The sequence below is a fragment of the Rhodothermales bacterium genome (assembly GCA_041391505.1).
GTDB lineage: Bacteria > Bacteroidota > Rhodothermia > Rhodothermales > JAHQVL01 > JAWKNW01.
Genome location: JAWKNW010000024.1, coordinates 54,129 through 79,897, shown reverse-complemented (window position 1 = coordinate 79,897; position 25,769 = coordinate 54,129). Strand labels below are relative to the sequence as shown.

Here is a 25,769-nt window from a genome sequence, read left to right as displayed (position 1 = left end):
CATGAAGGCTGTTTTTTTACTCCCGCCGATCCAGGGCATTCCGACCGGCGGAAACCGCTACAACGAGGCGCTGCTCCGCCGGCTCGACGCGTCGGTCTGGCGCCGCGTCGTCTGGGGGACGCCCGAGGCGGACGCGCCCTGGCCGGCGGACGCCGTGGTGCTGGTTGATAGCCTGCTGACGGTCGATCCTGGCGTCTGGGCGATGCTCCAAAAACGCATCGGATCGCGTTCTACAGCGCTTCTGGCGCATTATCTCGCGGCGTGCGATCCCGCCGCGCCGGCGTTCGGAGCCCCCGTCCCGCGCTGCGATCGCTACATCGCGCCGAGTCGGTTCATGCGTGACGGCTTGGTGCGATGCGGCGTGGAGCCGGCCCGCATCGCCGTCGCCTATCCCGGTCTGGAACGCCCGCCTCCCCCGCCCGCGCGGGCGTTTAGCGGCCCCGTACGTGTGCTCACGGTCGCATCCCAGCTCCCGGTAAAAGGGCTCCTGGAGGCCGTCGATGCCCTTGCTCCGCTCTCGAATCGGGACTGGCAATGGGATATCGTGGGAGACGACGCGCTGGATCGCGCCTACAGCCGCCGCCTTGCCGACGCCGTCGCCGCCTCGCCGCTGCGGGGCCGGATCCGGCTCCTCGGCCCGCTGCCGCCGGAGGCGATGCCCGACCGCTATGCCGCCGCCGATCTGCTGCTCGCGCCGTCGCGCTTCGAGTCGCTCGGCATGGCGATCCGCGAGGCGATGGCGTCGGGGTTGCCTGTTATTGCGTTTGCCGTGGGCGGGGTGCCGGAGAGCGTGGCGACGGGGGAGAGCGGCCTGCTCGCGCCGGCCGGCGACCTGCCGGCGCTCGCCGAGGCCACGCGCCGGTTGCTCGACGACCCCGCGCTGCGGCGCCGCCTCGGCGAAGGCGCCCGGGCGGCCAGCCGCGCATTCCCGGGGTGGGACGCGGCCGCGGACGTCGTGCAGCGGCATCTGGCGATCTGACGCACCGCCTCCCGTCGTGGCACGCCCGGCCGCCGTTCACGCGGCGCGCACCGTCCCCGATAGAACGAGGCCGCCCCGCAGCGTCGCGATGCCCAGACGCCGGGCGGGGACGTCGAGCAGGCGGAATACCGTATGCCAGAGCGCCGGCATATCGCCGGCGGGGATGAAGGTCCAGTAATCGACCACGGCCGGCGCGAATCCGGCCTCGGCCAGCAGGCCCCGGGCCTGTCGGGGCTCCAGACGCTCGTCGGACGCGAGGTGGCGTGTTTCGTATCCCAGCGCGGGGGCGAGCCGGCGGTACCAGAACCACGCGTCGTTCAGCGTAAGACACACAAACCGCCCGCCCGGACGTAGCACCCGCCGCACGGCGCGAAGGACGGACCGCTTGTCGGGCATGTGCTCGATCGCTCCCACGCACATCACTACGTCCACGCTGGCGTCGGGGACGCCGGCGAGCCTCTCGGCGTCGTCCTGATGAAATTCAAAGTGGGACGCGCGCGCGCCCGGCTGGCCGGCCCGGCGCCGGGCCGCCTCGACCATGCCGGCGGAGAGGTCGACGCCGATGCCCCTCCCGATGCGGCCTTCCAGCGCCAGCAGATGATGGCCGTTGCCGCACCCGATGTCCAACACGGTGTCGGAGGGCCGAAACGCAGCGTGTTTCGCCAGGACGGCGAGCCGGTAGTTCAGCAGGCGGTCTGCGGCCCCGTGATGTTCGGTGTTATGCTCGGCGAAGCCGTCGAAGAAGCGCTGGATGTCTGCCTTGCTCCGAACCGGCGTCGATTGGAGCCGCGCGCGGATTACGCTCATTCCGTCTTCCAGAGGATGGAGGATGAGATGCCGGCCGGGCGGTAGGCCGGCCCGGGCAGCGGCACATCCGCGTCGGCGGTGAGCACATCCACGAGCATGGAGTACAGCCCGCCGTGGTTGATGGGGGACTGAAGGGGGGTGATGCGCATGCCGGGGCGGAATCCGTACGGCTGGAAACGATCCAGCAGCGTCGTGTCCCGAACGATCACATGCGCGGGCGTGTCGAAGTGCTCGCTCCGGAGCACGGGCGGCTGGTGGTCGCCCAGGATGAGGAAGATGCTCTCCTCGGGGGCGTCTTCGAGGATGTAGCGGACGAGCACCTCGAAATCGTACACGATACTCTCCATGTAGCGGGTCGATGCGTCGCCCCGGGGTTGCTGCAGGTGATCCCGGATCGACGCGGCCAGTTTATCCGCCAGCGTGAGCGGCGGCGCGGCCGGCGGCGCGTCGGCGCGGTTCAGTTGTCGCCAGTCGGCGACGAGCGGCGGCGTGTCGTCCCAGGGCGCATGCGTTGATGCGGTTTCGAAAAAGAGGAAATAGGGCGATCCGTCATCCGGAATATAGTGCGCGTGCGTGTAATTCAGACTGTACTGATCCGGTATGATCCAGATGCTGTAGGGCTTCCCCGTATACCGTAGATCGTCGAAATACACCGTGCGGTCAAACGCCAGCGGATTCTCCGCCGGCAGTCCGGGACGAGCGCGGGTGGGGGGCTGCAAGCTAATGGTTTCGTACCCGTGCCGGTCGAGAAAGCGTACGAGATGCGGGTAGGCGTCCACACGGCTCAGATAACGCAGGTAGGTGGTCCGGTTGTCGATCGTCAGGCCCGAGAGCGCTGTGTTCATGCTGAGCCACGAGAGACCGCCGGTGATCGGCGCGGTGCTCGTGGTGGTCGCGGCGTGCCATCCGCCGGCGCGGAGCCGGGTGTCCAGGGTATCCATCAGGGCATGATAGGTCCCGTTCAACGTGGGGTCGTCTTCCAGGATGCGGCCGTACGACTCGATCAGGATCATGTAGATCGGCGGGCGCCGCGTCAGCGCCAGGGCGTCGTATCCGAAGTAGGTGGAATCCACGCGCTCGAACTGGCGCGCGCGTTCCTGCCGGGCGAACTGGATAGACGACGCCGCGTTCGCCGTCACCCGGGGCAGGGTGGAGCGCAGGGTCGGGCCGTTTGCAAGGGGGCCGTACCACGCCCAGAGGCCGGCGGTGACCGGGATGAAGACCAGGGCCGCGTACCGGACGGTGTCCGCCAGCCGGCGGGCGTCGAGCGCCCGGTCCATCAGCCCGAACAGACGCGGCACAAGAGAGAGGAGGAGTCCCAGGCCGCAGAGCGCGGCATACAACCAGCCGGCGTAACGCGGGGAAAACGAGTCCAGCAGCAGATAGTAGAGGTTGACGAGGTAACGGGCGTCCTCGAAGAGCAGCCCCGGGCGATGGAAGAACGAGAGGGCCAGCGACTCGTAGGCCTCGAAGGCCACAAGAAAGAGGTAGAGCGCCACCACGGTTCGTCGTATCGCGGCGCGGCGCGGCGATGCGCGGAACCAGACGAGCACGAACACCATGAACGTCAGGTCGAAGCTGAGCCGGAAGAGGTCTTGATTGGGCCGGCGGACGAAGACGTACAGCGCAATGTCGTACCAGCCGCGCGACCAGGTTAAGGTGGTCGTAGGAGATGCCGTCTCGGGCACGGGGAAGAAGGTGCTGGTCGAGGCCACGCCGAGATACGCCGGCAGGAGGAGCAGGCCGTTCAACGCTGCGAAGGCCAGCAAAAAGCCGGGCAGGCCGGGCTTCTTCACCCAGGCCGGCGCGCGTTGCCCGGCAAGCCAGTAGAAATAGCGCAGGAAGGAAAAGGTGAGGAGGCTGCCGCCGGCGACGGCGACCATCGCGGCGGGCAGCGGCGGCAGCACGAACGCGGCGAGCAGGGCGATGACGCAGGTGACATAGATGTAGCGCGCCGATCGCGACCGGAACTCGCCATCGACCCGAACAAACTGCATGGCGATGACGAACACGTAGCGCAGGGCGCCGAGGAGGAGGACCCAGGCGCCGAGGAGGTCCTGGATGTACAGGGCGAACCCCAGCACGCCCACGAACAACGCATCGCTCTCTTTGTCGAAGAAGGCCCCAAACGGGGAGGCGAGTCCACGCCGGCGCGCCACATACCCATCCGCCGCATCGAGCGCGAACAGCGCGATCCAGAGCAGGGCTTGCAGGATGCCCGGAGGGATCGAGGCGCCCAGGTAGACGAGTGCGAGCGAACCGCCGAGGCGCAGGGCCGTGATGGCGTTGGCGAGGCCGAAGCGGCCCTCGGGCGTCCACTGACGCCGGAACGCGATCGCCAGACCGCCAAACGAGCCCGCCGCGGCGGCGACCAGCGGGATCGGGGTGCGGAAGGCGAACGACAGGGCGCCGGCGACCAGCATGGCTATCGCATGGATGAATGCCCAGAGCGCAAGGCGCCGGTGGTCGGTCATAGGCTGGACGAGGGGGGTTGGGGCGGTGGGGGTCGCTGCGTGAACAACTTACGAAGTTTGGAGTGAGGAATGCCTGCGGGGATCGTAGCGCGTCGAATTCCGTTCAGGTGTGCCCGGGCAACGGAGCGCGCCGTGTGTCGCACCTCCTTGCCGTCCCCCCATGAGCCCGCGCATGACGCTCGATCGTTCACATACCCTCGGTACGGAGCTTCGGGAGACCCTGTGGCTCGCGCTCCCCGTGGTCGGCTCCCAGCTGGGCCAGATGTCGATGGGGTTTGTGGATACGGTGATGGTCGGCCGGCTCGGCCCGCAGGCCCTGGCGTCGGTCGCGCTCGGCAGTACGCTCTTCTTTTTTCTGGCCATCGTGAGCATGGGCGTCGTGTTCGCGGTCGGGCCGATGGTGTCGCAAGCCTATGGCGCCGGTGACTACGACGTGATCGGCCGAAGTGTCCGTCAGGGGCTGTGGATGGGCGTCGCGCTGTCGATTCCCTCGATCACCCTCCTGTACAACGCGGACCGGCTGTTCGCCCTCATGGGGCACGACGCCGATACGGCGTCCCTGGCGACGGCATACCTGCGCGCCATCCTCTGGGGCTTTCTGCCCTTCATGTGGTTTGCCGCGCTGCGGAGTTTCGTGGAAGGCGTGTCCCGGCCGTTTCCCGTAACCTTGATCACCCTGCTCGGACTGGGGCTGAACATCGGGTCCAACTATGTCCTGATGTTTGGCAAGCTCGGATTTCCGGCGCTCGGTGTGGTGGGCACCGGCTATGCGAGCGCCGTCGTGTTCTGGTTTATGTGCGTGGTCCTGGCGCTGCTGGCCGGCCGGCAGCCGGCGCTTCGGGGGTTCGCCGTCTTTTCCCGGCTTCGGCTACCGGACACGGAGTACTTCCGGAAGCTGTTCCGCATCGGATGGCCCATCGGCGCCCTGCATGGCGTCGAGGCGGGTCTGTTTTCGGTGACGGCGCTCCTCATCGGCGTGCTGGGCACCAACGACCTGGCCGCGCACCAGGTCGCGATCCAGTTCGCGGCCTTTACGTTCATGGTGCCGCTCGGCATCGGGATCGCGACGTCGGTCCGGGTGGGCCAGGCGGTAGGCCGGCAGGATGCCGTCGGCATTCGCATGGCGGGCTATATCGGGATCGGGCTGGCGATGACGTTCATGGGGTGTGCGGCGCTGTTTTTATGGCTCGCCCCCGAGACGGCCGTAGGGTTTTATCTCGATGTCGACGAGCCGGCGAACCGGGAGGTGGTCCGCCTCGCGGTGCAGCTCCTGGGTTTCGCCGCGGTCTTTCAGGTGTTCGATGGCGCGCAGGTGAGCGCCTCGGGTGCGCTGCGCGGTCTGAAGGATACGCGCGGCCCGATGCTCATCGGCGCGCTGGCGTACTGGGGCGTGGGGATGACGACGGGATATGCGCTCGGGTTCTGGGCCGGCATGGGTGCGGCTGGCCTCTGGGCCGGTCTGGTCGTCGGCCTGATGGTCGCGGCGCTCGCGCTGATCTGGCGCTTCGTCTATGCGGCGCGCGTGGCGGGAGACCGCCTCGCCGCGGAGGCTTCCACGTGAGGCGCCGTTGCCAGCCGCCGGGAATCGGGAGCGGAAAAAGTATCCGCCCCGCCGGCGACAGCTTCCTCCCGGAAGCGCGACGGATGCCCGGGGTATCCTTCCGTAAAAGGGTCCAAAACGTGGCTGAATCCCCCTCATATCCGATCAGTGTATCCGATGTTTGGGGTGGTTAGGCAATGGGCCCGGACTTTGATAGCGCGGCTCGTGCACGCTCGTCCGGGCGAGTCGGACCGGTGTGCCGCGCCGGTTTCAGAGTGAATGTTTAGTGAGTTTCAGGGGCGTGTGAAACTATAACAATTCGCTTTCTTTTTACTCGAAATTCAATCGAAACGGGGTATTTTCTTGGTTCGATTGGGCTAAATTCGCAGCCACTTATTTTATCACCTGAGTCTTGACCTAGCGTCGATTCCGAATGCCTCAGTCCTTCTCAAAGGGGGCCAATATGTTGCCGGCCCTGTCGCTCATTGGTGCCCTGCTCGGCGGCGTCGTTACGATCGCATTTGTCTGGTACTACTTTTCGCCGGAGTACATCGACGTCGGCCATCGGCCCGAACAGCCCGTCCCGTACAGCCATCGTCTGCATGTCGGGCAGTTGGGGTTGGACTGTCGGTATTGCCATACCAACGTCGAGGTATCGTCGCTCGCCAACGTGCCGGCGACCCAGACGTGCATGAACTGCCACACCCAGATCAAGACGGAGTCGCCCAAGCTGCTTCCGGTGCGCGAGAGCTGGGCGTCGGGTCATCCGGTCGAGTGGGTGAAGGTGAACTACCTGGCCGAGTACGTCAATTTCAGCCACGCCGTCCATGTCAATCAGGGCGTGGGATGTGAAACCTGTCACGGCCGCATCGACCAGATGGAGATTGTCTCCCAGGTCGAGCCGCTGTCGATGGGGTGGTGTCTGGAGTGCCATCGTCAGCCCGAGTTGTACCTCCGCCCCAAGGATCAGGTGACGACGATGGGGTATGTGCATCCGGCGGACTTTGTGGAGCGCAACCTGGACCGGATCGCCACCGAGGGCATTACCCCGCCCACGAATTGCTCTGCTTGCCATTATTAATCGGATACAGATCGGCAGATGCTGTACCCGGTTCTCGGTCGTGAGATTCGGCGCATTATGCCTGAAACGTCTAGCCCGTTATGATCGAACTACCCGTGATTGACGCCGCCTCGTCGGCAGAGGGAGACCAGAAGAAGCATTTCTGGCGCAGCATCCAGCATCTGCGTCAGGATCCTCATTTCAAGCGGATCGGACAGGAAGAGTTTATGCCGGGGGCCAGCGATGCTCCCGGTGGCAGCTCCCGCCGTCAGTTCCTGCAGTTGATGGGGGCTTCGATGGCGCTGGCCGGGCTGTCTGCATGCCGCCGGCCCGTAGAGCTTACCCTCCCTTATGCGCGGAAACCGGAAGAGATCATCCCCGGGATTCCGCTTTTTTACGCTACGTCGATGCCGTTCCGCGGCGTGCTGTCGCCGCTGCTCGTGGAGAGCCACGAAGGCCGGCCGACGAAGGTGGAGGGGAATCCGGACCATCCGATGAGCATGGGCGCCTCCGGCGTCTTCGAACAGGCTTCGCTGCTCAACCTGTACGACCCGGACCGGTCGGCGCATGTCACGCGCGGTGGTAACCAGGTGTCGTGGGCCGATTTTGTCGCGTTCAGCCAGGGTTTTCTGGCCCAGGCCGCCTCGCGCAAGGTGGCGGTGCTCTGCGCGCCTTCCTCGTCGCCGACGCAGCTCGCGTTGCGTGGCCGGCTCGCGCAGGTCTTCCCGCAGCTGCGCTGGGTCACCTACGCGCCGGAAGGCGATGACGCGGAGCGGATGGGGATGCAGGCCGCGTACGGCATGGCGCTCCGCCCGTCCTATCGGTTCGAGCATGCCGAAGTGATCGTCAGCCTCGACGCCGACTTCCTGAGCCCGACCGACCGCAATTTTGTCGCGAATACGCGCGGTTTTGCGGCCAGCCGCAAGATGAACGCGCCGCAGGATGAGATCAGCCGGCTTTATGTCGTCGAAAGCACCTATTCGGTGACCGGCGGCAGCGCCGACAACCGCCTCCGCCTGCGCTCCAGCCAGATTCCGTCCTTTGCCGCCGCGCTGGCGGTCCGGCTCGGCGTCGAAGGGGTGCAGGGTGTGGGCGCCGAATTTATCGACCATCCCTACGTCCAGGCCATGGAGCGCGATCTCCTGCGCGCCGGGTCGCACGGGGTGGTGCTGGCCGGCGAGACGCAGCCGGCGTCGGTGCACGCCCTGTGCATGGCGATCAACAAGCGCCTCAGCAGCATCGGCAATACGGTGATGTTGTACGACACCAAAGAAGAGGTCAAGCCGGCGCAGTCCGAACAGCTCCAGCAGCTCGTGTTCGACATGGGCAATGGCTCGGTCGACGCCCTGCTGATGCTCGGCGTGAATCCGGTGTACGACATGCCGGGCGAACTCGACTTCGCCGGCGCACTCCAGCGCGTGCCGACGTCGATTCATCTCGGATCGCATCAGGACGAAACGGCCGTGGCCAGCACCTGGCACATCCCGCAGGCCCATTATCTCGAAGCCTGGGGCGACGGGCGCGCGCACGACGGCACGCTTTCGGTCATCCAGCCGCTCATCGCGCCGCTGCACGACGACGCCCGTTCCGATATCGAGGTACTGAACGCCTTCGCCACCGGGCTCGACGTGTCGGGCTACGATCTGGTGCGCGACACGTGGCGTCCGGTGCTGAGCAACGACTTCGAGGCTGCCTGGAAAAAGGTCATCCACGACGGCTTCCTCCCGGATAGCGGGTTCGCCACGGTGGATCCCGCGATGCGGCCGGTTTCGGGCGCTTCGCCCTATCAGGTGGCCGGCGATGAGCTGGAAGTGGTCTTCCGCCTCGACGGCAAGGTGCTGGACGGCAGCTTCGCCAACAACGCCTGGCTGCAGGAACTGCCGGACTCGACCACGAAGGTGGTCTGGGACAATGTGGCGCTCATCAGTCCGGCCACGGCGGAACGCCTCGGGCTCGAAGTGCCCTATGTAGAAGGCAAGCATTACGCCGATCGGATCGAGATCACCGCCGGCGGCACCACGGTAGACATGCCCGTCTGGATCGTTCCGGGGCATGCGGACAACTCGCTGACGGTGACGCTCGGCTACGGGCGCGACATCGTGTCGCATCGGCCGGATCGGGTCACCAACTTCTTCGACACCGACGACCAGACCGACATCTACGGTCATGGCGCCGTGGCGACCGGCGTCGGCGTGAACGTGGCGAAGCTGCGTACCCCGGGCGCGATGCGGATCGCTACCGGCGCGACGGTGCGCAAGGTGGGCAGCGGCTACATGGTCGCCACCACCCAGGACCACGGCTACATGGAAGGCCGGCCGCTGTACCGCATGGCGACCGTAGAGGAATACCGCGAGGAGCCCGGTTTTGCGGCCGACGCCGTCGAGACCCTCCCCGGCGGCGAGCCCTGGGCGGATTATCCGGCCCTGTGGCAGGAGCGGCATCCGACGACGCAGCCGGCGTTCAAGGACAACCCGTACCACGAGTACCAGTGGGCGATGGTGATCGACCTGAACACCTGCACGGGATGCAACGCGTGCGTGGTGGCCTGCCAGTCGGAAAACAACGTGCAGGTGGTCGGGAAGGATCAGGTCAGCCGCGGGCGTGAACTGCACTGGATTCGCATGGACCGCTACTTCGTCAGCGAAGAAGGCGGCGAGGCCGATCCGAAGATGGTCATGCAGCCGGTGATGTGCATGCACTGCGAGAACGCGCCGTGCGAATCGGTCTGCCCGGTCGCCGCGACGGTGCACTCGCCGGACGGCACGAACCAGATGATCTACAACCGCTGTATCGGTACGCGCTACTGCGCCAACAACTGCCCGTACAAGGTGCGCCGGTTTAACTACTACAACTGGTCGAAAACGCTGCCCCTCGAAGTGCACATGGCCCAGAACCCGAACGTCACCGTTCGGTCCCGCGGCGTCATGGAGAAGTGCTCGTTTTGTATCCAGCGCGTCCGCAAGGCCAACATCCGCTCGAGCCTGGAAAACCGTTCGATCCAGGAGGGCGAAGTGCAGTCGGCGTGCCAGCAGGCCTGCCCGGCCGGCGCCATTGTCTTCGGTAACATTAACGACCCGAACAGCAAGGTATCGAAAGCGCGGCAGGACAACCGTCGCTACGAGATGCTGGCCGAGTTGAGCACCAAGCCGCGCGCCTCGTACCTGGGCCGCGTGACGAACCCGAATCCGGAACTCGAGCGCGCTACCGCCTGATCCGCGAGGATTCGATCGGTCAAGCCGTTTCGGGACACTGAGTTATAGCTAAAGAACGTATCGTGAGCAAAACAGCGACACACGGTGAGGGGCTGCATCTCGATCCCCCGCTCATCACAGGCAATCTCTCGTTTCACGACATCACGGAAATGGTGTCGCGGCATACGGAGAAAAAAACGCCGCTGGCGTGGTACGGCGCCTTCGGGATGGCGAGCAGCATCGCGTTGCTGCTGCTGGTCATGATCGCTTACCTCGTCTGGAACGGGGTCGGCGTCTGGGGGGTGAACAACCCGGTGGGTTGGGGCTGGGCCATCGTCAACTTCGTGTTCTGGGTGGGTATCGGCCACGCCGGCACGCTCATCTCGGCGATCCTCTTTCTCTTCCGGCAGAAGTGGCGCACCTCGATCAACCGTGCCGCCGAAGCGATGACGCTGTTCGCCGTGATCTGTGCGCTCGTCTTTCCGGGCATCCACGTGGGCCGTATCTGGGTCGCGTACTGGATGTTTCCGATCCCGAACCAGATGGAGATGTGGCCCCAGTTTAAGAGCCCCCTCCTGTGGGACGTGTTCGCGGTGTCGAGCTACTTCCTCGTTTCGCTCGTGTTCTGGTACGTAGGCCTCGTGCCCGACCTCGCCACGCTGCGCGACCGCACCTCGAAGGCGTTGCGCCGCAAAGTGCTCGCCTTCTTCGCCCTCGGGTGGACGGGCGCGAACCGCCACTGGCGCAACTACGAAAAAGCGTATCTCATCCTGGCCGCGCTCGCCACGCCGCTCGTGCTCTCGGTGCACTCGGTCGTGTCGTTCGACTTTGCCGTGTCCGTCGTTCCGGGCTGGCATACGACCATCTTCCCGCCCTACTTCGTCGCCGGCGCTATCTTCTCCGGCTTCGCGATGGTGGTGACGCTGATGGTGATATCGCGCAAGATCTACGGCATCGAGGACCTCATTACCATCAACCACCTGGAGAAGATGAACATCATCATCCTCCTCACGGGTACGATGGTCGGCTTCGCCTACATCACCGAGTTCTTCATCGCCTGGTACTCCGGCGTCGAATACGAACTCTACGCCTTCATCAACCGCGCCACCGGGCCCTATGCCTGGGCGTACTGGACGATGATGTCGTGCAACCTGCTTTTCCCGCAGTTCTTCTGGGTCAAGAAGCTTCGGAAGAGCATCCCGTTCATGTTCCTGACGTCGATCATCGTGAACATCGGGATGTGGTTCGAACGCTTCGTGATCACGGTGATCTCGCTGCATCGGGACTACATGCCCAGCTCGTGGGACTACTACCAGCCGACCTTTGTCGACATCTTTACCTTCGTCGGCACCTTCGGCCTGTTTCTCACGCTGTTCCTGCTGTTCCTCCGCTGGGTGCCCATGGTGGCGATCGCCGAAGTGAAGGGCGTCATGCCCGAGGCGGATCCGCACCACTATGAAGATCACGCCGGCGACGGCCATGCCGGACACGCCGCGCATGAAGTACGCCCCGGCGGGCATTAATGCGGCGCCCTGGACTCCAGGGAAGCGCGACAACGAATCTTAGCGACCTCGATCCTTCGAGCTATGTCAAAAAAACCTTACAGCGCCCTGAAAGCCTCGATGGGCATCTTCGGCAGCGATGCGGACGGCGTCTACGGCCTTCTTGCCGAATTTTCGAATCCGGGTACACTCCTGCACGCGGCGAAAGCCACGCGCGAGGCCGGCTACGCCCATTTCGATACCCACAGCCCGTTTCCGATTCACGGGATGGATAAGGCCATGGGGCTGGGCAACTCGCTGGTGGGCTACATCGTCCTCGTCGGCGGCATCACCGGGCTCTCGATCGCGACCTGGCTCCAGTGGTGGACGGGGCAGGTGGACTACCCGCTCAACATCAGCGGGAAGCCCTTCTTCGCCGTCGAGCCCTCGATTCCGGTCATGTTCGAACTGACCATCCTCTTCTCCGCCTTTGCGGCGGTCGCCGGCATGCTGGCGCTCAACGGCCTGCCGCGCCCGTACAACCCCCTGTTTTATTCGAACGCGTTTACGCGCGCTACCGACGACGGCTTCTTCCTGCACATCGCGGCCTCCGACGGGCAGTTCGACCAGCAGAAAACGGCCGACTTTCTCAAGGGGATCGGCGCCTCGCATGTCGAGGTGATTCACGATCACGGCGTGGCGGATACCGATGAGGCCGAAGCGCCCGCCGGCGCGCACGCGGCGTCGCACTGATCAACGAGCTTATTCACGATCCGGACTGATCGATACTGATGAAGCGTATTCTGACATATGGGGTTCTCGCCGGCATCCTGGTGCTGGCCGGATGCCGGGGCACGGAATCGACCAAGCCTCCCATCCATATCAACCCGAACATGGATCGCCAGGAAAAATTTATCGGCCAGCAGGAGAACGTGTTCTTCGAAAACCGCATGGCGATGCGTCCGCCCGTTCCGGGCACCGTCGCGCGCGGTTTTCTGCGTGACGACAGCCGCTTCTATTTCGGGCGCGAGGCGAACGGCCAGCTGGTGGCTACCGTCCCGGTTCCCATGACGGCCGATCTGCTCAGCCGGGGCCAGGAACGGTACGGCATCTACTGCTCGGTATGTCACGGGCTCGCCGGCGACGGCAAGGGCATCATCATGGTCGGCAATGGAGGGGCGGGATACGGTTATGTGCCGGCGCCTGACTTCCATGTGGACCGCCTTCGCACCATCGAGGACGGCCACATCTACGACGTGATCACGAACGGCATCCGCAACATGCCGGCCTACGCGCAGCAGATTCCGGTCGCCGACCGGTGGGCGATCGTCGCGTACGTGCGCGCACTGCAGCGAAGCCAGCACGCGCCGGCGACCGATGTGCCGCAGAGCGAACTGAGCCGGCTCCAGGCCGGCGGTGATTGAACGAAGCATTCTCCTGATCCGGCATCTATTGACGCGGACACCTTTCCGCCGAACGTTGTTTTTCCATGGCAGAGATCAAAGCAAATTCTCCCCTCACCTGGCTGGCCGATCCCTTCCGGCCTACCGGATCGGATAGCGATGCCACGTATCGCTTCTCGGGTGGTTCGGCCTGGTGGCTCGCGCCGCTCGCGATCGGCCTCGTGCTCCTCGTGGTGACCGCCATCGGCGGCGGCGCCGACCGGCAGCAGTTCTTCTTCTCCTATCTGGTGGGGTGGGTGTACTGCCTCACCGTCGCCCTCGGCGCCCTGTTCTTCGTGCTGATCCAGCACCTGACCAAGGCGTCCTGGAGCGTCGTGGTCCGCCGCATACCGGAAGCGCTCTTGTGGACGTTCCCGCTGCTGGCGATCCTGTCGTTTCCCATCATCTACGGGATGCACGACCTCTACCACTGGACGCATCACGAGCTGTTCGACCCGTCGAGCCCCGCGTACGACGAAGTCATCGCCGGCAAGGCCGCGTACCTGAATGTGTCGTTTTTCCTCGTCCGCCTGCTGTTCTACTTCTCGGTATGGACCCTCGTCGCGTACCGGCTGTACAGCCTCTCGCTGAAGCAGGACCTGACCGGCGATCCGACGATTCCCGCGCGCATGCGCAAAGTCAGCGCCTGGGGGCTGCCGCTCTTCGCGATTACGACCGCGTTTTCCGGCATCGATCTCCTCATGTCGCTCGACCCGCACTGGTTCTCGACGATGTTCGGCGTGTACTTCTTTGCGGGATGCTTCGTGAGCGCGCTGGCGCTGATCACGTTCGTCACGCTGCTGGTCCAGGGCCCGGGCGGGATGCTCAAGGGCGTCATCACCGCGGAGCATCATCAGGATCTGGGCAAGCTGCTCTTTGGCTTTACGGTGTTCTGGACGTACATCGCGTTCAGCCAGTACATGCTGATCTGGTACGGCAACCTGCCTGAAGAAACGGTGTGGTTCCGGCACCGCCTCGAGCACGGCTGGGAATACCACAGCGCGGCGCTCCTGGCCATGCACTTTATCATCCCGTTCATTGTCTTGATTTCCCGCGGCGCCAAGCGCACGCCGGCCATCCTCGGCTTTATGGCCGTGTGGATGCTGGTCATGCACTGGTTCGACCTGCACTGGATCGCGATGCCCGTGCTGACCACCGCGCGCGAAGGCCACGCCGGCTTCAGCTGGCTCGACTTTACGTGCTGGCTGGGTCTGTTCGGTGTGTTTTTCGGCCTGTTCATGTATCGGTTGAGCCGGCACAGCATCGTGCCCGCCCAGGACCCGAATCTCGACAAGTCGATGAAGTTCATGAACTCGTAATTTCGTTCGCGGACGATCCCGGACGTACTTCCAACGCAATCAGGTAAAACGGTGAATCCATCCACGGCAGACGCGCACGACCACGACGGTGGACCGACGGAGGTCGAGAGCGAAGGCATCAATTCCGGCTTCATCTTCAGCATCATGCTGGGCACCATCGTGATTGTCATCATCCTCGCGACGATCGGCTTCACGACGGCGCGGGTGAAGAGCATGGAAATCCGCGATGTGGCTACCGCCGCCATCCAGTACCCCGAACTGCGCGATACGCGCGCTTCGGCGGCGACCCGGCTCAATCATTACGCCGTCGTAGACGCCGCAAACGGCATCTACCAGGTGCCGATCGAGCAGGCGATGAAGGCCATGGCCGCCGAGACCTTCCAGCAGGGCGCGCAGGGCGATTATTCCAACGCGCTGCGCCTGGCCCAGCCGAACCCGTAAAACATGGTGAAGCGGGTACGGCTGTACATACCGCTTTTTCTGGCCCTCCATTTTTTTATAGGAATGGAGCCGGCGCTTGCCCAGAAGTCGGGTGAGCTCCCTCCGATATTCGAGGGCGTCGGGCTCGATCAGCGTCTGGGCGAAGCGATTCCCGATACGCTGGCGTTCTACGACGAGACCGGCCGGCTCGTGCGGCTGAGCGACTATTTCAATACGGGCAAGCCCGTGCTGCTCTCGCTGGCCTACCAGACCTGCGAGATGCTGTGCAGCGTGCTGCTCAACGGATTAACGAGCACCCTCGGCGAGATGGACTGGACGCCCGGCGAGGAATTCGAGGTGCTCACGATCAGCTTTTCTGCGAAAGATACGCCCGAGGTGGCGGCGCAGCAGAAAGCGCATTACCTGGACATACTGGGCAAACCGGAGGCCGGCGAAGGCTGGCACTTCCTCACGGGAAGCGAAGCCTCCATCCTCACGCTGGCCGAAGCCATCGGCTTCCGGTTCAAGTGGGTGGAGGAAATCCAGCAATACGCCCATCCGGCAACGCTCACAATTTTGACAGCAGACGGGAAGATTTCTAGGTATATTCAGGGCCTGAGTTTCGAGGCGCGCACCGTGCGGCTGGCGTTGCTTGAGGCGTCGGACGGCACCATCGGATCGCCGATCGATCAGGTGACCCTGTACTGCCTGAGGTATGACCCTGAAGCCAATTCCTACGTGCTGCAAGCGACCAATTTAATGAAGCTCGGGGGACTGCTGACCGTGCTCGTGCTCGGTCTGGCGCTCGTCCTGTTCTGGAAACGCGAACAGGCGCGGCTCGCCACGTCAGCCCTCAAATAACCAAACACACATGGAACCTAAAGGAACGCTGTGGTTGCCTCCGGCCGAATCGACGCTGGCGCCTGAGATCGACAGTCTTTTCTACTTCGTCTACTGGATCAGCATCATCATCTTCATTCTGGTGATCCTGTCGATGCTGTTTTTTGTGGTGAAGTACCGCCGGCGCAAAGCCGACGAGATGCCGCCCCATGTCGAGGAGAACAAACTGCTGGAGCTCTCCTGGATCGTCGTCCCGACCATCCTCTGCCTCATCGTGTTTACCTGGGGCTTTCAGTCGTTCCTGCGGCTCGGCACGGCGCCTCCGGATTCGTACCAGATCACGGTCCGCGCCAAAAAATGGCTGTGGGAATTCGAATACCCCAACGGCACCCGCGCCACCGGTGAACTGCGTGTACCCGTCGGCCGCAACGTGCGCCTCGTGATGAGCAGCGAAGACGTACTCCATAGCTTCTTCGTGCCCACCTTCCGGGTCAAGCAAGACGTGATGCCGAATCGGTACACCTCGGTCTGGTTCAATGCCACGACCGAAGGCGAGAAACAGGTCTTCTGTACGGAATATTGCGGCACGCAGCACTCCGGCATGCTCGCCAAGGTGATCGTGCTCCCGCAGGAGGAGTTTACCGAATGGGTGGAATCGGGCGGCGGCAATTTCGACGACATGCCCCTTCCCGAATACGGCGCCACCCTCTATCAGCAGCAGGCCTGTTTCACCTGCCACTCGATCGACGGCACGCAGGTCATCGCGCCGACGTTCAAAGGCCTGATGGGCCGGTCGCGCACCTTCGCCGACGGGACGTCGCTCACGGCCGATGAGAACTACCTCCGTGAATCGATTCTGAATCCGACGGCCAAGGTCGTCCAGGGCTTCAATCCGATCATGCCGGCGAGTTATTCGAGCCTCGACGAGCGCCAGATTTCGGCCCTGATCGCGTTTATCAGCGAGCAGAAGTGACGCCGGTGACAGGGTCGCCCGCGCGTGAATTAGCAAGACTGCCACACGAGAAACACTCATGAGTCATTCCGCCTCTTCGGCGCATGCCGCCGAAACCACCGCTGCCCATCACGGCTCGGAGACGTACCTGAACCATGTCAAGACCGTCTGGTCCTGGATGTCGACCATCGACCACAAGCGGATCGGCGTCATGTACATGGTCACGTTGTCGATCATGTTTCTGATCGGCGGCATCCTGGCCCTGCTCGTGCGTCTCGAGTTGATGACGCAGGGCGAGACCATCATGGGGCCGGACGCCTACAACCAGGTCTTCTCGATGCACGGCATCGTGATGGTGTTCCTGTTCCTGGTGCCGTCCATCCCGGCCATCTTTGGCAACTTCATCCTTCCGATGCATCTCGGCGCCATCGACGTGGCGTTCCCGCGCCTCAACCTGGCGAGCTACTACGTGTACCTCGCCGGCGGCACGCTGGTGCTCCTCGGGCTCTTCGCGGGCAGTGTCGACTCGGGGTGGACGTTTTATGCGCCGTATTCCACGACCACCAACTCGTCGGTGCTCTTTCTGACGATGGCCGTGTTCGTCGCCGGCTTCTCGTCGATCTTCACCGGCATCAACTTCGTCGTCACCATCCACAAGATGCGCGCGCCGGGGCTTACCTGGAATCGGCTCTCGCTCTTTTCGTGGAGCATCTACGCGACCAGCATCGTGCAGGTGCTGGCCACGCCGGTGATCGGTATCACAATGGTCCTGCTGTTCTTCGAGCGCTTCCTGCAAATCGGGATCTTCGATCCCCTGCTCGGCGGCGACCCGATCCTGTACCAGCATTTCTTCTGGTTCTATTCGCACCCGGCCGTCTACATCATGATTCTGCCGGCGTTCGGCGTGGTCTCTGAGCTGATCGCGCCGTTCTCGCGCCGGCCGATCAGCGGCTACAAGTTCGTGGCGCTGTCGTCCGTGGCGATCGCGTTCCTGGGCTTCCTGGTGTGGGGCCACCACATGTTCGTCTCCGGCCAGTCGGCGGTCTCGTCCATCGTGTTCTCGCTCATCACCTACCTGATCGGTATCCCTACCGGCGTCAAGGTGTGTAACTGGGTGGCGACGATGTACAAGGGCTCCATCTGGCTTCGGGTGCCCATGCTGTACGCCCTCAGCTTCCTCTTCCTGTTTACGATCGGCGGTCTGACGGGCATCATGCTCGGGGTGCTCGCGATCGACGTGCACCTGCACGACACCTACTTCGTCGTGAGCCACTTCCACTACGTGATGATGGGTGGCACGGTCATCGCCGCGATCGGCGGGCTCCACTACTGGTGGCCGAAGATCACCGGCAAGATGTACAGCGAGGCGCCGGCGCGCATCGCGGCGCTGCTGATCTTCGTCGGCTTCAACCTGACGTTCTTCCCGCAGCTCATTCTGGGCAGCCAGGGTATGCCGCGGCGGTACTACGATTACATCCCGGAATTCGCCAGCCTGCACCTGGCCTCGACGATCGGGTCGTGGGTGCTCGCGCTCGGGTTGTTTACCGTCCTCGGCGTGTTCATCCACTCGCTACGCAAGGGACAGAAAGCGCCGGCCAACCCGTGGGGCGCCGCCACGCTGGAATGGACGCACGCTACCTCGCCGCCCGTTCCGCACAACTTCAGCTCGCAGCCGATCGTCACGCACGGACCTTATGATTTCGAGGTGCTGAGCGATACGTTCGGTGGCGACGGTTCGCGCAGCAACGAGCCGGAACCCCAGGTTCGCGGCTGAGCCGATTCAGGGATCTTGTTTTTACCGTAGCCGGCCCGCCGGCGACTCCTAGCCCAAACAGACACATGGCAACCACTTCAACCGTAGGCAGCGGTCACGCTGAGTCGGCGCACCCCGCGCACCTGCAGCACCATTTCGTCACGTCGGAGCAACAGTTCGACGCGGCAAAAATGGGCATGTGGCTTTTCCTCATCACGGAAATCCTGCTCTTCAGCGGCATGTTCGTGGCCTACACGGTGTACCGCGTATGGCATCCGGACGTGTTCGACGCGGCGAGCAAGCTGCTCGACTGGCGCCTCGGCGGCCTCAACACGCTCGTGCTGCTCGCGTCGTCGTTGACGGTAGCCATGGCGATTCACTTCGCCCAGCTGAACAATCGCAAGCTGCTCGTCACGAACCTCGTGGTCACGGTGTTGCTGGCCGGCGTCTTCATGGTCGTGAAGTATATCGAATACACCAGCAAGTTCGAGCACGGCATCTTCCCGGGCGCGCACTATGCCAGCCACGAGCTGGCGATTCCGTACGCACCGCAGTTCTTCAGCATCTATTTCATCATGACCGGCATCCACGGCGTTCACGTGCTCGTCGGGATGATCCTGATGACCTGGCTGGCCATCCGCGCGGCACGCGGTCATTTTTCGAGCGAATGGTATACGCCGGTTGAACTGACGGGCCTGTACTGGCACATCGTCGACATCATCTGGATTTTCCTCTTCCCGTTGATGTACCTCATCTAGGCGCACTCACCAGAGATTTTCAAGGACCCGTATACTTCGATCAGGCATTATGGCACACGCCCACGCTGGGGATCATGGACATCACATCATCCCGCTCAAATTACTCCTCTCCGTCTTCGGCGGACTTGTGTTCCTGACCATTTTCACGGTATTCACCGCTGAATTCGTCGACCTCGGACCCTTCAATATCGCCCTTGCCATCATGATTGCGGTCATGAAAGCCGGCCTGGTCGTGACGTTCTTCATGGCGTTGAAGTGGGATAACCGGGTCAATGCGCTGATCTTTGCGGTCGGGTGCATCTTTGTGATCGTGTTTCTCACGTTCACGCTGTTCGATACGGCCTATCGGGGCGATATCGGCAACGTAGGGAAGCATACCATCGAGGAAGAGCAGCGCGCGCTGGAAGGAGGCGACGCCGCCGCCGCCGGCCACGAGGCGCCCGCACCCGCTCACTGAGCACCGGCACGACGTATTCAGGGCGGGGCGATTTCGGTCGCTCCGCCCTTTTTTGTCTAGGAACCTCAACGGGGCCGAAAGGTAGGTCAACTATACCTGGTCACCCCGAATCGCTTTTCTGTCCGTCGTCTCGATAGGGATTTTGCAGCGCCCCTTGAAAGATTGCCGGGAAGCAACTACAATCCAGTAAGATAACCAGATTGGTTTCCGGCCCCTCTGTGTTTTATGCTGACTGTTTTTGCCTTATTCGCAATCATCGCTGTCCCGATTCTGTTTTTCATGCTCACCTGGGTCGTGGTGACAGCATGCCGTATCTTTTTTCCTGAAAAACCGCTCCTCGTCGATCGCGATGCCGCCATGATTCGCCGGCATGCGACGCGGGAAGGCGAAAGTATTCCGGTCGGCATTCGGGAAATACGCGAAGATCAGCGCTACCTGAACCACCAGGGCGCTCAGTCCACCTACCATTTCTCTCACGGCGATTCGGAAGGGCTTCCGCTTTCCTGGTTTGAAGACCTTCACGACCGCAGAAACTAGGTTCTGTCTGAAAAATCTTTCAGGTAGAATCGTATCCTGAACGTGATTCAGGATCCAACGCTGTTTGGGAGGTTTGTTGGATGCACCGGGACGATCCGAACGATTTTTCAGACACTGCCCAGTTCGCCGCGCGCCTTCACGTCAAACGGCACCCCGCTATCCGTCGCGAAGTCACCCCCGTATCCATGGCCATCCGTCGCACCACGCTCGCCGCATTGGTAGTTTTTCTGTCCACAATCCTGCTGAGCAGCGCTTGCGCGACGAAAGAAGCGGAGGAAACCCCTACAACCCGGACTTTTTCCGGAGAGGGCGTGGTAAAGGTCATCACGCCTTCGAGGAGCTTCGTCCAGATTCAGCACGGGGACATCCCGGGATTCATGGAGGCCATGTCCATGCACTTTGCCGTGGCGGACACGTCGGTACTGACCGGCATCGCGGTAGCGGATAGCGTCGTATTCGATATCGAGGCAGGGCCGAACGGCGTCGTCGTGACACGCATCCTGCGGGTAGAGCGATAGCCCTTCAACGCCTTTTAACGGAACAGCGGTTTATACGGCTCGTTGCTCATCTGGCCTTTGCCGGACTTCACGCCGCGTATAAACTACCTCTCTTCCGACCGCACGCCGATGCCCTTGCCCAATCAGGAAATATCCATCATGCCGGATATGCGTCTGCGCCGCCGGTTTACGCTGGTCACACTGGTCTGCACGATCGTACTGCTCTCCTGGGGAGCCGTCGTGACCAGCATCGACGCCGGTCTCGCCGTACCGGATTGGCCGTCTTCGTTCGACTCGTACGATGCGCTCAATCCGATGCCGCAATGGTATGCCTTGCCGCCCGTGCTGGCCGAGCACGGACACCGTCTGCTGGGCATGCTGGTCGGATTCTGCACGGTCATTCTCGCGGCGTGGACGTGGTTCTCGGATCCGAGACGCTGGATGAAATATCTGGGCGCTGTGGCCCTGGCCCTGGTGATCGTGCAGGGTACCCTGGGCGGGCTGCGCGTCGTCTGGCAATCGCTGGATCTGGCCGTGGTGCATGCCTGCGTGGCGCAACTCTTCTTTTCGCTGCTCGCGTCGATGTGGCTGTTCACCACACGCACGTGGCTGCAGGGCGAAGCGAAAGCCACGGGGGAATCGGCTGAGGCCTTTCGGCGCGTGATCTGGCTGCCGGCGACAGCCCTCTACATCCAGGTCATCCTCGGCGCGGTATTGCGCCACGTCGGCCGCGGTGTCGATGTCGCGCTGGTCATGATTCACATGACGGGTGCATTTGTGGTGCTGGCCATCCTGTTCATGGCCATCCGCTGGATCCGTCGTTCCACGCCGGCCGGGACGTTGCCCTACCAGATCGCCGGCGCGATCGCCGTGCTGCTGTTCATTCAGATCGGCCTGGGCTTTTCCGCCTACGCGGTCCTGCTCCAGGAGCATGGTATTGCGCGAAGCCTGCTCCAGGTCGTGCTCAATACGTCGCACATGGTCGTCGGGGCCAGCCTCATGGCTACGACCGTGGTGGCTACGCTGCTAAGTATCCGTAAACCGGTTCCAGAACAACAATTGAATGGCTGATCGAGGAAGATCGTCTGGCCGTTCACTCATCAAAAGAAAAAACATCCATGAAAAAGCATATATCCTTGTTCCTCACGGCCATGCTTGTACTTGGCGCGTGTGGTGATAGCCAGGCTCCGCAAACCACGGCGTCCACGGCCGACATGACGGCTACGCCGGTAGAGCCGGCCAGCCTGAACGAAGTGCAGGACGTGGTGATCAAGTCGGTGGGCGACGAGATGAAGTTCGATACCGCGGAATTCACCGTCAAAGCCGGCACCAAGGTCAAGCTCACCCTCCAGAACGTCGCGACGAGCCCGGCCATGCAGCACAATGTGGTGATCATGAAGCCGAACTCGGATGCCAATGCGGTCGGTATGGCCGGTATGCAGGCCGGCCCGGACAAGAATTACGTGCCCGCAAGCGATGCGGTGCTGTTCTCTACGGCGATCGCCATGCCCGGCGAGTCGAAATCCGTCGAGTTCACGGCGCCGCCGGCCGGCGACTATCCGTTCATCTGCACCTTCCCGGGGCACTATGTGCTCATGAAAGGCGTGATGCACTCGGTCAACTGATTCGGCCGAGCCGATCAGCGATTCCCGTGGAGCCCCGGTTCGTTCAGGCGAGCTGGGGCTCTGCCGTTTGGCCCGAGAGCAGCGCACGCGTGGTATCGAGCAGCTGCGTGATCTGGGGCTTCGTGAGCTGGGCGTCCGCTCCCACCAGTTCGCCGTGATGCATGTTGTCGTCACTGATCATCGACGAGAAGATGATGACCGGAATGTTCTTGAGGATGTCGTGGGACTTGATGTTCTTGGTCAGCGTGTACCCATCCATCCGAGGCATCTCGATGTCCGTCACGATCAGGTTGACGAGATCGGACAGATGCTCGCCTTCGCCCACCCGCTTGGCGTAAGACTGGAGGAGATCCCAGCCCTCCTGCCCGTCGTTCAGCGAGATGATGTGGAAGCCGACCGAGTTGAGCTCCTTGTGGATCAGCTTGCGGATGATCGCGGAGTCTTCCACCGTCATGACCCGGTACTGCGTGCCAAAATCCGCCGGCAGGTCCGATTCATTGATGAAGGCCAGCTTCGGATGGATCTCGGCGAGAATGCGCTCGACGTCGATCATCATGATCGTCCGATCGTCGATCATCAGGATGCCGACGATGGACTCGCAGTTGGGGTCCACGCCTTTCAGCGACTCCGGCGGCTTGAAGGCCTGCCAGCTCAAGCGGTGGATGCGTTTGACCGTGTCGATCACCAGTCCGAGCCGGATGCCGTTGAACTCGCTGACGATCAGGTGCTCCGCCTTGGCGAGCCGGGGCTGCTTGTACAGGAAGTAGCCCATGTCGACCACCGGGATGATCCGGTCGCGGAGATGCGTGATGCCGCACACGCCGGGCGGCATCTGCGGCAGCTGCGTCAACGTCGGCATGGGGATGATTTCGCGCACTTTGGCCACATTGAGGGCGAGTGACTGTATCACTTCCTCGCCCTCTTCAGTGACGTGACCCAGCGTGAATTCGATGATTTCGAACTCGTTCGTTCCAGGCTTCAGGATATTGGATTGTAATGCCGACATAATGGCTCGCGGTTTAACGATGCACGGTATGTCTGTAGGATCGGTCTTTCCTTGCCAAGTCTTAAAAGCCAGACGCGTGCAATCGTAAGCCATCGTGCCTAATTTTCTCCGCACCGACGTCAACCGACAAACAGGCCGGCAACCCCCATGACCGAAACCAACATGTCTACATCCAGCGCCATTCGCGGTATTCTGGCGGCGAGTCTGGCGGCGAGCGCGTTCCTGATCTGGTTGATCTATTTCAAGGAGCCGGCTGCTGACGGAGGCATCGATGTGTCCTTTTTGCCGGCGCTGAACGCCCTGTTGAACTCCATGAGCGCCGTATGCCTCGCCCTGGGGTATCGCGCCATTCGCAAGCGAGAGATCCCGACTCACCGGCGATACATGCTCGGCGCGTTCCTGTTCAGCGGGTTGTTTCTGGTCAGCTACCTGATCTACCACTACTACCACGGGGATACGCCATTCCTCGGAACGGGACTCGTGCGCCCGGTCTATTTCACGATTCTCATCAGCCACATCGTCCTGTCGGTCGTCGTCCTGCCGCTCGCCCTGATCACGCTCTATTTCGCCCTGTCGGGCCGGTTCGACAGGCATCCGCGTATCGCGCGCATCACGCTGCCTCTGTGGTTTTATGTGTCGGTAACCGGGGTGCTCGTTTTTCTGATGCTGCGCTTCCTCGGTTGAACCTCAGGCCGGCAGCCGCCGCAACGCATACTGGCCGATCGCTTCATGCGACCGCTCGAGTGTGCGCTGGAAATTGGCGTCGTCGCCAAACAGGTAGCCGGTGACGACTTTTACGATGTGGCAGGGCGCCCCGTGCAGGGCCGCGACGTAGGCGATCGCATAGCCGGACATATCGCTGATCTGGGCGATACGCTGCCAGTAGGTGCGTTCTTTTTCGTCCTGGGGCGTGTGATCCTGCGTGACCAGGGTGGCCGTTTTGAGCGAGGCGTCCATGATTTCCAGCGGCATGCGCGGGTAGGTCGGCGCCGATAACTCGATCCGATCCCCCTCGAAGACCTGGTCCGAGGCGACGAGTTCGCCCGGACTGAACGATTCGGCCAACGCGGTGCATGTGCCTACGTGCAGAAGCCGGCGCACGCGATGTTCGCGCAGCATCCGTTCGGTGCGCAGCGCGGCCTTGATTTTGCCGATACCGGTGATCGTCACGATCAGCGTGTCGTCGTGCGCGACATCGCCCTCGTTGAGGCCGTCAAAGCGGCCTCGCTCGTAATTCTTGAGGAAGTAGCGGGCCTCTTGCTCCGTAGCAAAGACGATTGCGTTCATCGAACAGAAGCAATGGTTGCAGGTTACACCCAGCACATATTTCCAGCCTCGCCCGTGCGACGCCGGTTTCGTGTGGTCAGGAAGCGTTCGATGGGCAGACCCGGCGATCCGGGCGGTGCCGCCCGAGCGCACAGGGTCGGAAAGCTAGTTAATTTTAATGGCTTGACCAAACCCCGACCGGTTATTCCCGAACGTTGTCTTTTACCTGGATGAAGATCAGCGAAATCCTTGATCGCGCCACCGAGACGCTCATCTCGTACGAAATCGTTCCGCCCAAGCGGGGAAGTTCTGCCGAGCAGATCATGCGCATCGTGTCCGATCTGGTGGAGTTCGAGCCGCCGTTTATCGACGTCACGAGCCATTCCGCCCAGGTGTACTACGAGGAGATGCCGACCGGCGCCTGGCGCCGGCATGTCAAACGCAAGCGCCCCGGCACCCTCGGGCTCTGCGCCGCGATCAAACACCGGTACAACATCGAGCCCGTCCCGCATCTGCTGTGCATGGGCTTCACCCGGGAGGAGACGGAGGATGCCCTCATCGAACTGAATTACCTGGGCATCCAGAACGTGATGGCCCTCCGCGGAGACGCGAGCGAGAATCCCAAGCGTCTCGCCCCCGATCGGTCCATCAATGAATACGCGGTAGATCTGGTGCGCCAGATCGGGGAGATGAATTCGGGGCATTACATGGAAGATATCATGGATGCCGCGCCTACGGAGTTCTGCGTGGGGGTGGCCGGGTATCCTGAAAAGCATTTCCAGGCGCCCAATCTGGCCCGCGATATTCAAAATCTGAAACGCAAGGTCGACGCCGGCGCCGATTTCGTAACCACCCAGATGTTTTTCGACAACCGTCACTATTTCGACTTTGTCGAACGCTGCCGGGAAGTAGGGATCCAGGTGCCGATCATTCCGGGCCTCAAGATTCTGACGAGCAAGGCGCAGCTCCAGTCCCTACCCAGCAAGTTTTATCTCGAGATCCCTGAAGCGTTGGCGGCGGAAGTCGAAGCGGCGCGCCCCGAGCATGTGGTCGATATCGGCGTCGAGTGGGCGCTACGCCAGGTGGAGGAACTGATGAACGCCAATCTGCCTTGCGTCCACTTCTACATTATTCAGTCGGCCGATGTGGTGAGGCGTGTGGTGAAGGCGTGCCGGGATATGGCGTGACGTGTGTGGCCGGGGTTCGGGCCTGGAGAGACGGGGCGGCAAGGATGCCGGCAGATTGCAGGATGCAGGGTTTGAGCGTCCGTGAGAAACGCCGTGGTGACCGGTACATCCTGCAATCTGCCGTGTGGTGAGCGGTGAGCCGGGCTATTCAGGCCGGCCGCGATTGCAGGGTGTCTTT

Annotated in this window: 24 protein-coding genes; 20 read left to right on the top strand and 4 right to left on the bottom strand. The window is 62.7% G+C overall.

Going from position 1 to position 25,769, the window contains the following annotated elements; all coding sequences use genetic code 11:
- The first annotated feature begins 1 nt into the window (after position 1).
- On the top strand, positions 2 to 979 hold the full coding sequence (locus tag R2834_19250) for a glycosyltransferase family 4 protein (protein ID MEZ4702478.1): 978 nt from the start codon (positions 2 to 4) through the stop codon (positions 977 to 979).
- Between the two features lie 36 nt (positions 980 to 1,015).
- Here R2834_19250 and R2834_19245 read toward each other — a convergent pair whose 3' ends face one another.
- Both R2834_19245 and R2834_19240 read right to left on the bottom strand, forming a co-directional pair.
- Positions 1,016 to 1,786 (bottom strand): class I SAM-dependent methyltransferase, encoded by a 771-nt coding sequence (locus tag R2834_19245; GenBank protein MEZ4702477.1) that lies wholly within the window; start codon positions 1,784 to 1,786, stop codon positions 1,016 to 1,018.
- Positions 1,783 to 4,260, bottom strand: a complete 2,478-nt coding sequence (locus tag R2834_19240; GenBank protein MEZ4702476.1) for a CDP-alcohol phosphatidyltransferase family protein — start codon at positions 4,258 to 4,260, stop codon at positions 1,783 to 1,785. Before R2834_19240 ends, R2834_19245 begins: the two co-directional genes overlap by 4 nt.
- Positions 4,261 to 4,432: 172 nt before the next feature.
- Here R2834_19240 and R2834_19235 point away from each other — a divergent pair, with 172 nt between their 5' ends.
- From R2834_19235 to R2834_19155, 17 genes are all read left to right on the top strand, one after another.
- Positions 4,433 to 5,821 carry an MATE family efflux transporter gene (locus tag R2834_19235; GenBank protein MEZ4702475.1) on the top strand — a complete coding sequence of 463 codons (1,389 nt, stop codon included), beginning with the start codon at positions 4,433 to 4,435 and terminating at the stop codon, positions 5,819 to 5,821.
- A gap of 412 nt (positions 5,822 to 6,233) precedes the next feature.
- Positions 6,234 to 6,881: a cytochrome c3 family protein gene (locus tag R2834_19230; protein MEZ4702474.1), complete on the top strand. Its 648-nt coding sequence runs from the start codon at positions 6,234 to 6,236 to the stop codon at positions 6,879 to 6,881.
- Positions 6,882 to 6,961: 80 nt separating this feature from the next.
- Entirely contained in the window at positions 6,962 to 10,072 is a 3,111-nt protein-coding gene (locus R2834_19225; GenBank protein ID MEZ4702473.1) for a TAT-variant-translocated molybdopterin oxidoreductase, read from the top strand.
- A 62-nt stretch (positions 10,073 to 10,134) separates the two neighbouring features.
- Positions 10,135 to 11,574 carry an NrfD/PsrC family molybdoenzyme membrane anchor subunit gene (gene nrfD, locus R2834_19220; GenBank protein MEZ4702472.1) on the top strand — a complete coding sequence of 480 codons (1,440 nt, stop codon included), beginning with the start codon at positions 10,135 to 10,137 and terminating at the stop codon, positions 11,572 to 11,574.
- A 63-nt stretch (positions 11,575 to 11,637) separates the two neighbouring features.
- On the top strand, positions 11,638 to 12,285 hold the full coding sequence (locus R2834_19215) for a DUF3341 domain-containing protein (GenBank protein MEZ4702471.1): 648 nt from the start codon (positions 11,638 to 11,640) through the stop codon (positions 12,283 to 12,285).
- Positions 12,286 to 12,323: 38 nt separating this feature from the next.
- On the top strand, positions 12,324 to 12,956 hold the full coding sequence (locus R2834_19210; protein ID MEZ4702470.1) for a cytochrome c: 633 nt from the start codon (positions 12,324 to 12,326) through the stop codon (positions 12,954 to 12,956).
- A gap of 65 nt (positions 12,957 to 13,021) precedes the next feature.
- On the top strand, positions 13,022 to 14,293 hold the full coding sequence (locus R2834_19205; GenBank protein MEZ4702469.1) for a hypothetical protein: 1,272 nt from the start codon (positions 13,022 to 13,024) through the stop codon (positions 14,291 to 14,293).
- Between the two features lie 51 nt (positions 14,294 to 14,344).
- A complete protein-coding gene (locus R2834_19200; protein ID MEZ4702468.1) occupies positions 14,345 to 14,734 on the top strand; it encodes a hypothetical protein in 390 nt (129 codons plus the stop codon).
- Between the two features lie 3 nt (positions 14,735 to 14,737).
- The gene (locus R2834_19195; protein MEZ4702467.1) at positions 14,738 to 15,574 is read left to right on the top strand and encodes an SCO family protein; all 837 of its coding nucleotides are present in this window, start codon (positions 14,738 to 14,740) and stop codon (positions 15,572 to 15,574) included.
- 10 nt (positions 15,575 to 15,584) lie between these two features.
- Positions 15,585 to 16,526: a cytochrome c oxidase subunit II gene (gene coxB / locus R2834_19190; GenBank protein MEZ4702466.1), complete on the top strand. Its 942-nt coding sequence runs from the start codon at positions 15,585 to 15,587 to the stop codon at positions 16,524 to 16,526.
- Positions 16,527 to 16,584: 58 nt separating this feature from the next.
- Positions 16,585 to 18,279: a cytochrome c oxidase subunit I gene (ctaD, locus tag R2834_19185; GenBank protein MEZ4702465.1), complete on the top strand. Its 1,695-nt coding sequence runs from the start codon at positions 16,585 to 16,587 to the stop codon at positions 18,277 to 18,279.
- A 65-nt stretch (positions 18,280 to 18,344) separates the two neighbouring features.
- Complete coding sequence (locus R2834_19180; GenBank protein MEZ4702464.1) at positions 18,345 to 19,016, top strand: cytochrome c oxidase subunit 3 family protein; 672 nt, start codon at positions 18,345 to 18,347, stop codon at positions 19,014 to 19,016.
- 49 nt (positions 19,017 to 19,065) lie between these two features.
- The gene (locus tag R2834_19175; protein ID MEZ4702463.1) at positions 19,066 to 19,473 is read left to right on the top strand and encodes a cytochrome C oxidase subunit IV family protein; all 408 of its coding nucleotides are present in this window, start codon (positions 19,066 to 19,068) and stop codon (positions 19,471 to 19,473) included.
- 225 nt (positions 19,474 to 19,698) lie between these two features.
- The gene (locus R2834_19170) at positions 19,699 to 20,010 is read left to right on the top strand and encodes a hypothetical protein (GenBank protein MEZ4702462.1); all 312 of its coding nucleotides are present in this window, start codon (positions 19,699 to 19,701) and stop codon (positions 20,008 to 20,010) included.
- Between the two features lie 185 nt (positions 20,011 to 20,195).
- Positions 20,196 to 20,528, top strand: coding sequence for a copper-binding protein (locus R2834_19165; GenBank protein MEZ4702461.1), 333 nt, complete (start codon positions 20,196 to 20,198; stop codon positions 20,526 to 20,528).
- Between the two features lie 138 nt (positions 20,529 to 20,666).
- Positions 20,667 to 21,578, top strand: a complete 912-nt coding sequence (locus R2834_19160; GenBank protein ID MEZ4702460.1) for a COX15/CtaA family protein — start codon at positions 20,667 to 20,669, stop codon at positions 21,576 to 21,578.
- Positions 21,579 to 21,625: 47 nt separating this feature from the next.
- Complete coding sequence (locus R2834_19155; GenBank protein MEZ4702459.1) at positions 21,626 to 22,132, top strand: plastocyanin/azurin family copper-binding protein; 507 nt, start codon at positions 21,626 to 21,628, stop codon at positions 22,130 to 22,132.
- A 43-nt stretch (positions 22,133 to 22,175) separates the two neighbouring features.
- On the opposite strand, the gene R2834_19150 is transcribed toward R2834_19155, so the two are convergent.
- Positions 22,176 to 23,138, bottom strand: coding sequence for a chemotaxis protein (locus tag R2834_19150; GenBank protein MEZ4702458.1), 963 nt, complete (start codon positions 23,136 to 23,138; stop codon positions 22,176 to 22,178).
- A 162-nt stretch (positions 23,139 to 23,300) separates the two neighbouring features.
- Between R2834_19150 and R2834_19145 the strand changes: the two genes are divergently transcribed.
- A complete protein-coding gene (locus R2834_19145) occupies positions 23,301 to 23,822 on the top strand; it encodes a DUF420 domain-containing protein (GenBank protein MEZ4702457.1) in 522 nt (173 codons plus the stop codon).
- 3 nt (positions 23,823 to 23,825) lie between these two features.
- Here R2834_19145 and R2834_19140 read toward each other — a convergent pair whose 3' ends face one another.
- A complete protein-coding gene (locus R2834_19140) occupies positions 23,826 to 24,425 on the bottom strand; it encodes a 5'-methylthioadenosine nucleosidase (protein ID MEZ4702456.1) in 600 nt (199 codons plus the stop codon).
- Between the two features lie 209 nt (positions 24,426 to 24,634).
- On the opposite strand from R2834_19140, the gene metF reads away from it, so the two are divergent.
- Positions 24,635 to 25,591, top strand: a complete 957-nt coding sequence (gene metF / locus R2834_19135) for a methylenetetrahydrofolate reductase [NAD(P)H] (GenBank protein MEZ4702455.1) — start codon at positions 24,635 to 24,637, stop codon at positions 25,589 to 25,591.
- Positions 25,592 to 25,769 lie beyond the last annotated feature (178 nt).

What these genes read in the sequence shown, in the direction of transcription:
- R2834_19145 (MEZ4702457.1), top strand. Translation starts at nt 23,301, where the DNA reads ATGTCTACATCCAGCGCCATTCGCGGTATTCTGGCGGCGAGTCTGGCG.
- R2834_19180 (MEZ4702464.1), top strand. Translation starts at nt 18,345, where the DNA reads ATGGCAACCACTTCAACCGTAGGCAGCGGTCACGCTGAGTCGGCGCAC.
- R2834_19170 (MEZ4702462.1), top strand. Translation starts at nt 19,699, where the DNA reads ATGCTGACTGTTTTTGCCTTATTCGCAATCATCGCTGTCCCGATTCTG.
- R2834_19205 (MEZ4702469.1), top strand. Translation starts at nt 13,022, where the DNA reads ATGGCAGAGATCAAAGCAAATTCTCCCCTCACCTGGCTGGCCGATCCC.
- R2834_19160 (MEZ4702460.1), top strand. Translation starts at nt 20,667, where the DNA reads ATGCCGGATATGCGTCTGCGCCGCCGGTTTACGCTGGTCACACTGGTC.
- metF (MEZ4702455.1), top strand. Translation starts at nt 24,635, where the DNA reads ATGAAGATCAGCGAAATCCTTGATCGCGCCACCGAGACGCTCATCTCG.
- R2834_19175 (MEZ4702463.1), top strand. Translation starts at nt 19,066, where the DNA reads ATGGCACACGCCCACGCTGGGGATCATGGACATCACATCATCCCGCTC.
- coxB (MEZ4702466.1), top strand. Translation starts at nt 15,585, where the DNA reads ATGGAACCTAAAGGAACGCTGTGGTTGCCTCCGGCCGAATCGACGCTG.
- R2834_19210 (MEZ4702470.1), top strand. Translation starts at nt 12,324, where the DNA reads ATGAAGCGTATTCTGACATATGGGGTTCTCGCCGGCATCCTGGTGCTG.
- R2834_19235 (MEZ4702475.1), top strand. Translation starts at nt 4,433, where the DNA reads ATGACGCTCGATCGTTCACATACCCTCGGTACGGAGCTTCGGGAGACC.
- R2834_19245 (MEZ4702477.1), bottom strand. Translation starts at nt 1,786, where the DNA reads ATGAGCGTAATCCGCGCGCGGCTCCAATCGACGCCGGTTCGGAGCAAG.
- R2834_19215 (MEZ4702471.1), top strand. Translation starts at nt 11,638, where the DNA reads ATGTCAAAAAAACCTTACAGCGCCCTGAAAGCCTCGATGGGCATCTTC.
- R2834_19195 (MEZ4702467.1), top strand. Translation starts at nt 14,738, where the DNA reads ATGGTGAAGCGGGTACGGCTGTACATACCGCTTTTTCTGGCCCTCCAT.
- R2834_19155 (MEZ4702459.1), top strand. Translation starts at nt 21,626, where the DNA reads ATGAAAAAGCATATATCCTTGTTCCTCACGGCCATGCTTGTACTTGGC.
- R2834_19165 (MEZ4702461.1), top strand. Translation starts at nt 20,196, where the DNA reads ATGGCCATCCGTCGCACCACGCTCGCCGCATTGGTAGTTTTTCTGTCC.
- R2834_19150 (MEZ4702458.1), bottom strand. Translation starts at nt 23,138, where the DNA reads ATGTCGGCATTACAATCCAATATCCTGAAGCCTGGAACGAACGAGTTC.
- R2834_19250 (MEZ4702478.1), top strand. Translation starts at nt 2, where the DNA reads ATGAAGGCTGTTTTTTTACTCCCGCCGATCCAGGGCATTCCGACCGGC.
- ctaD (MEZ4702465.1), top strand. Translation starts at nt 16,585, where the DNA reads ATGAGTCATTCCGCCTCTTCGGCGCATGCCGCCGAAACCACCGCTGCC.
- R2834_19140 (MEZ4702456.1), bottom strand. Translation starts at nt 24,425, where the DNA reads ATGAACGCAATCGTCTTTGCTACGGAGCAAGAGGCCCGCTACTTCCTC.
- R2834_19230 (MEZ4702474.1), top strand. Translation starts at nt 6,234, where the DNA reads ATGCCTCAGTCCTTCTCAAAGGGGGCCAATATGTTGCCGGCCCTGTCG.
- R2834_19225 (MEZ4702473.1), top strand. Translation starts at nt 6,962, where the DNA reads ATGATCGAACTACCCGTGATTGACGCCGCCTCGTCGGCAGAGGGAGAC.
- R2834_19240 (MEZ4702476.1), bottom strand. Translation starts at nt 4,260, where the DNA reads ATGACCGACCACCGGCGCCTTGCGCTCTGGGCATTCATCCATGCGATA.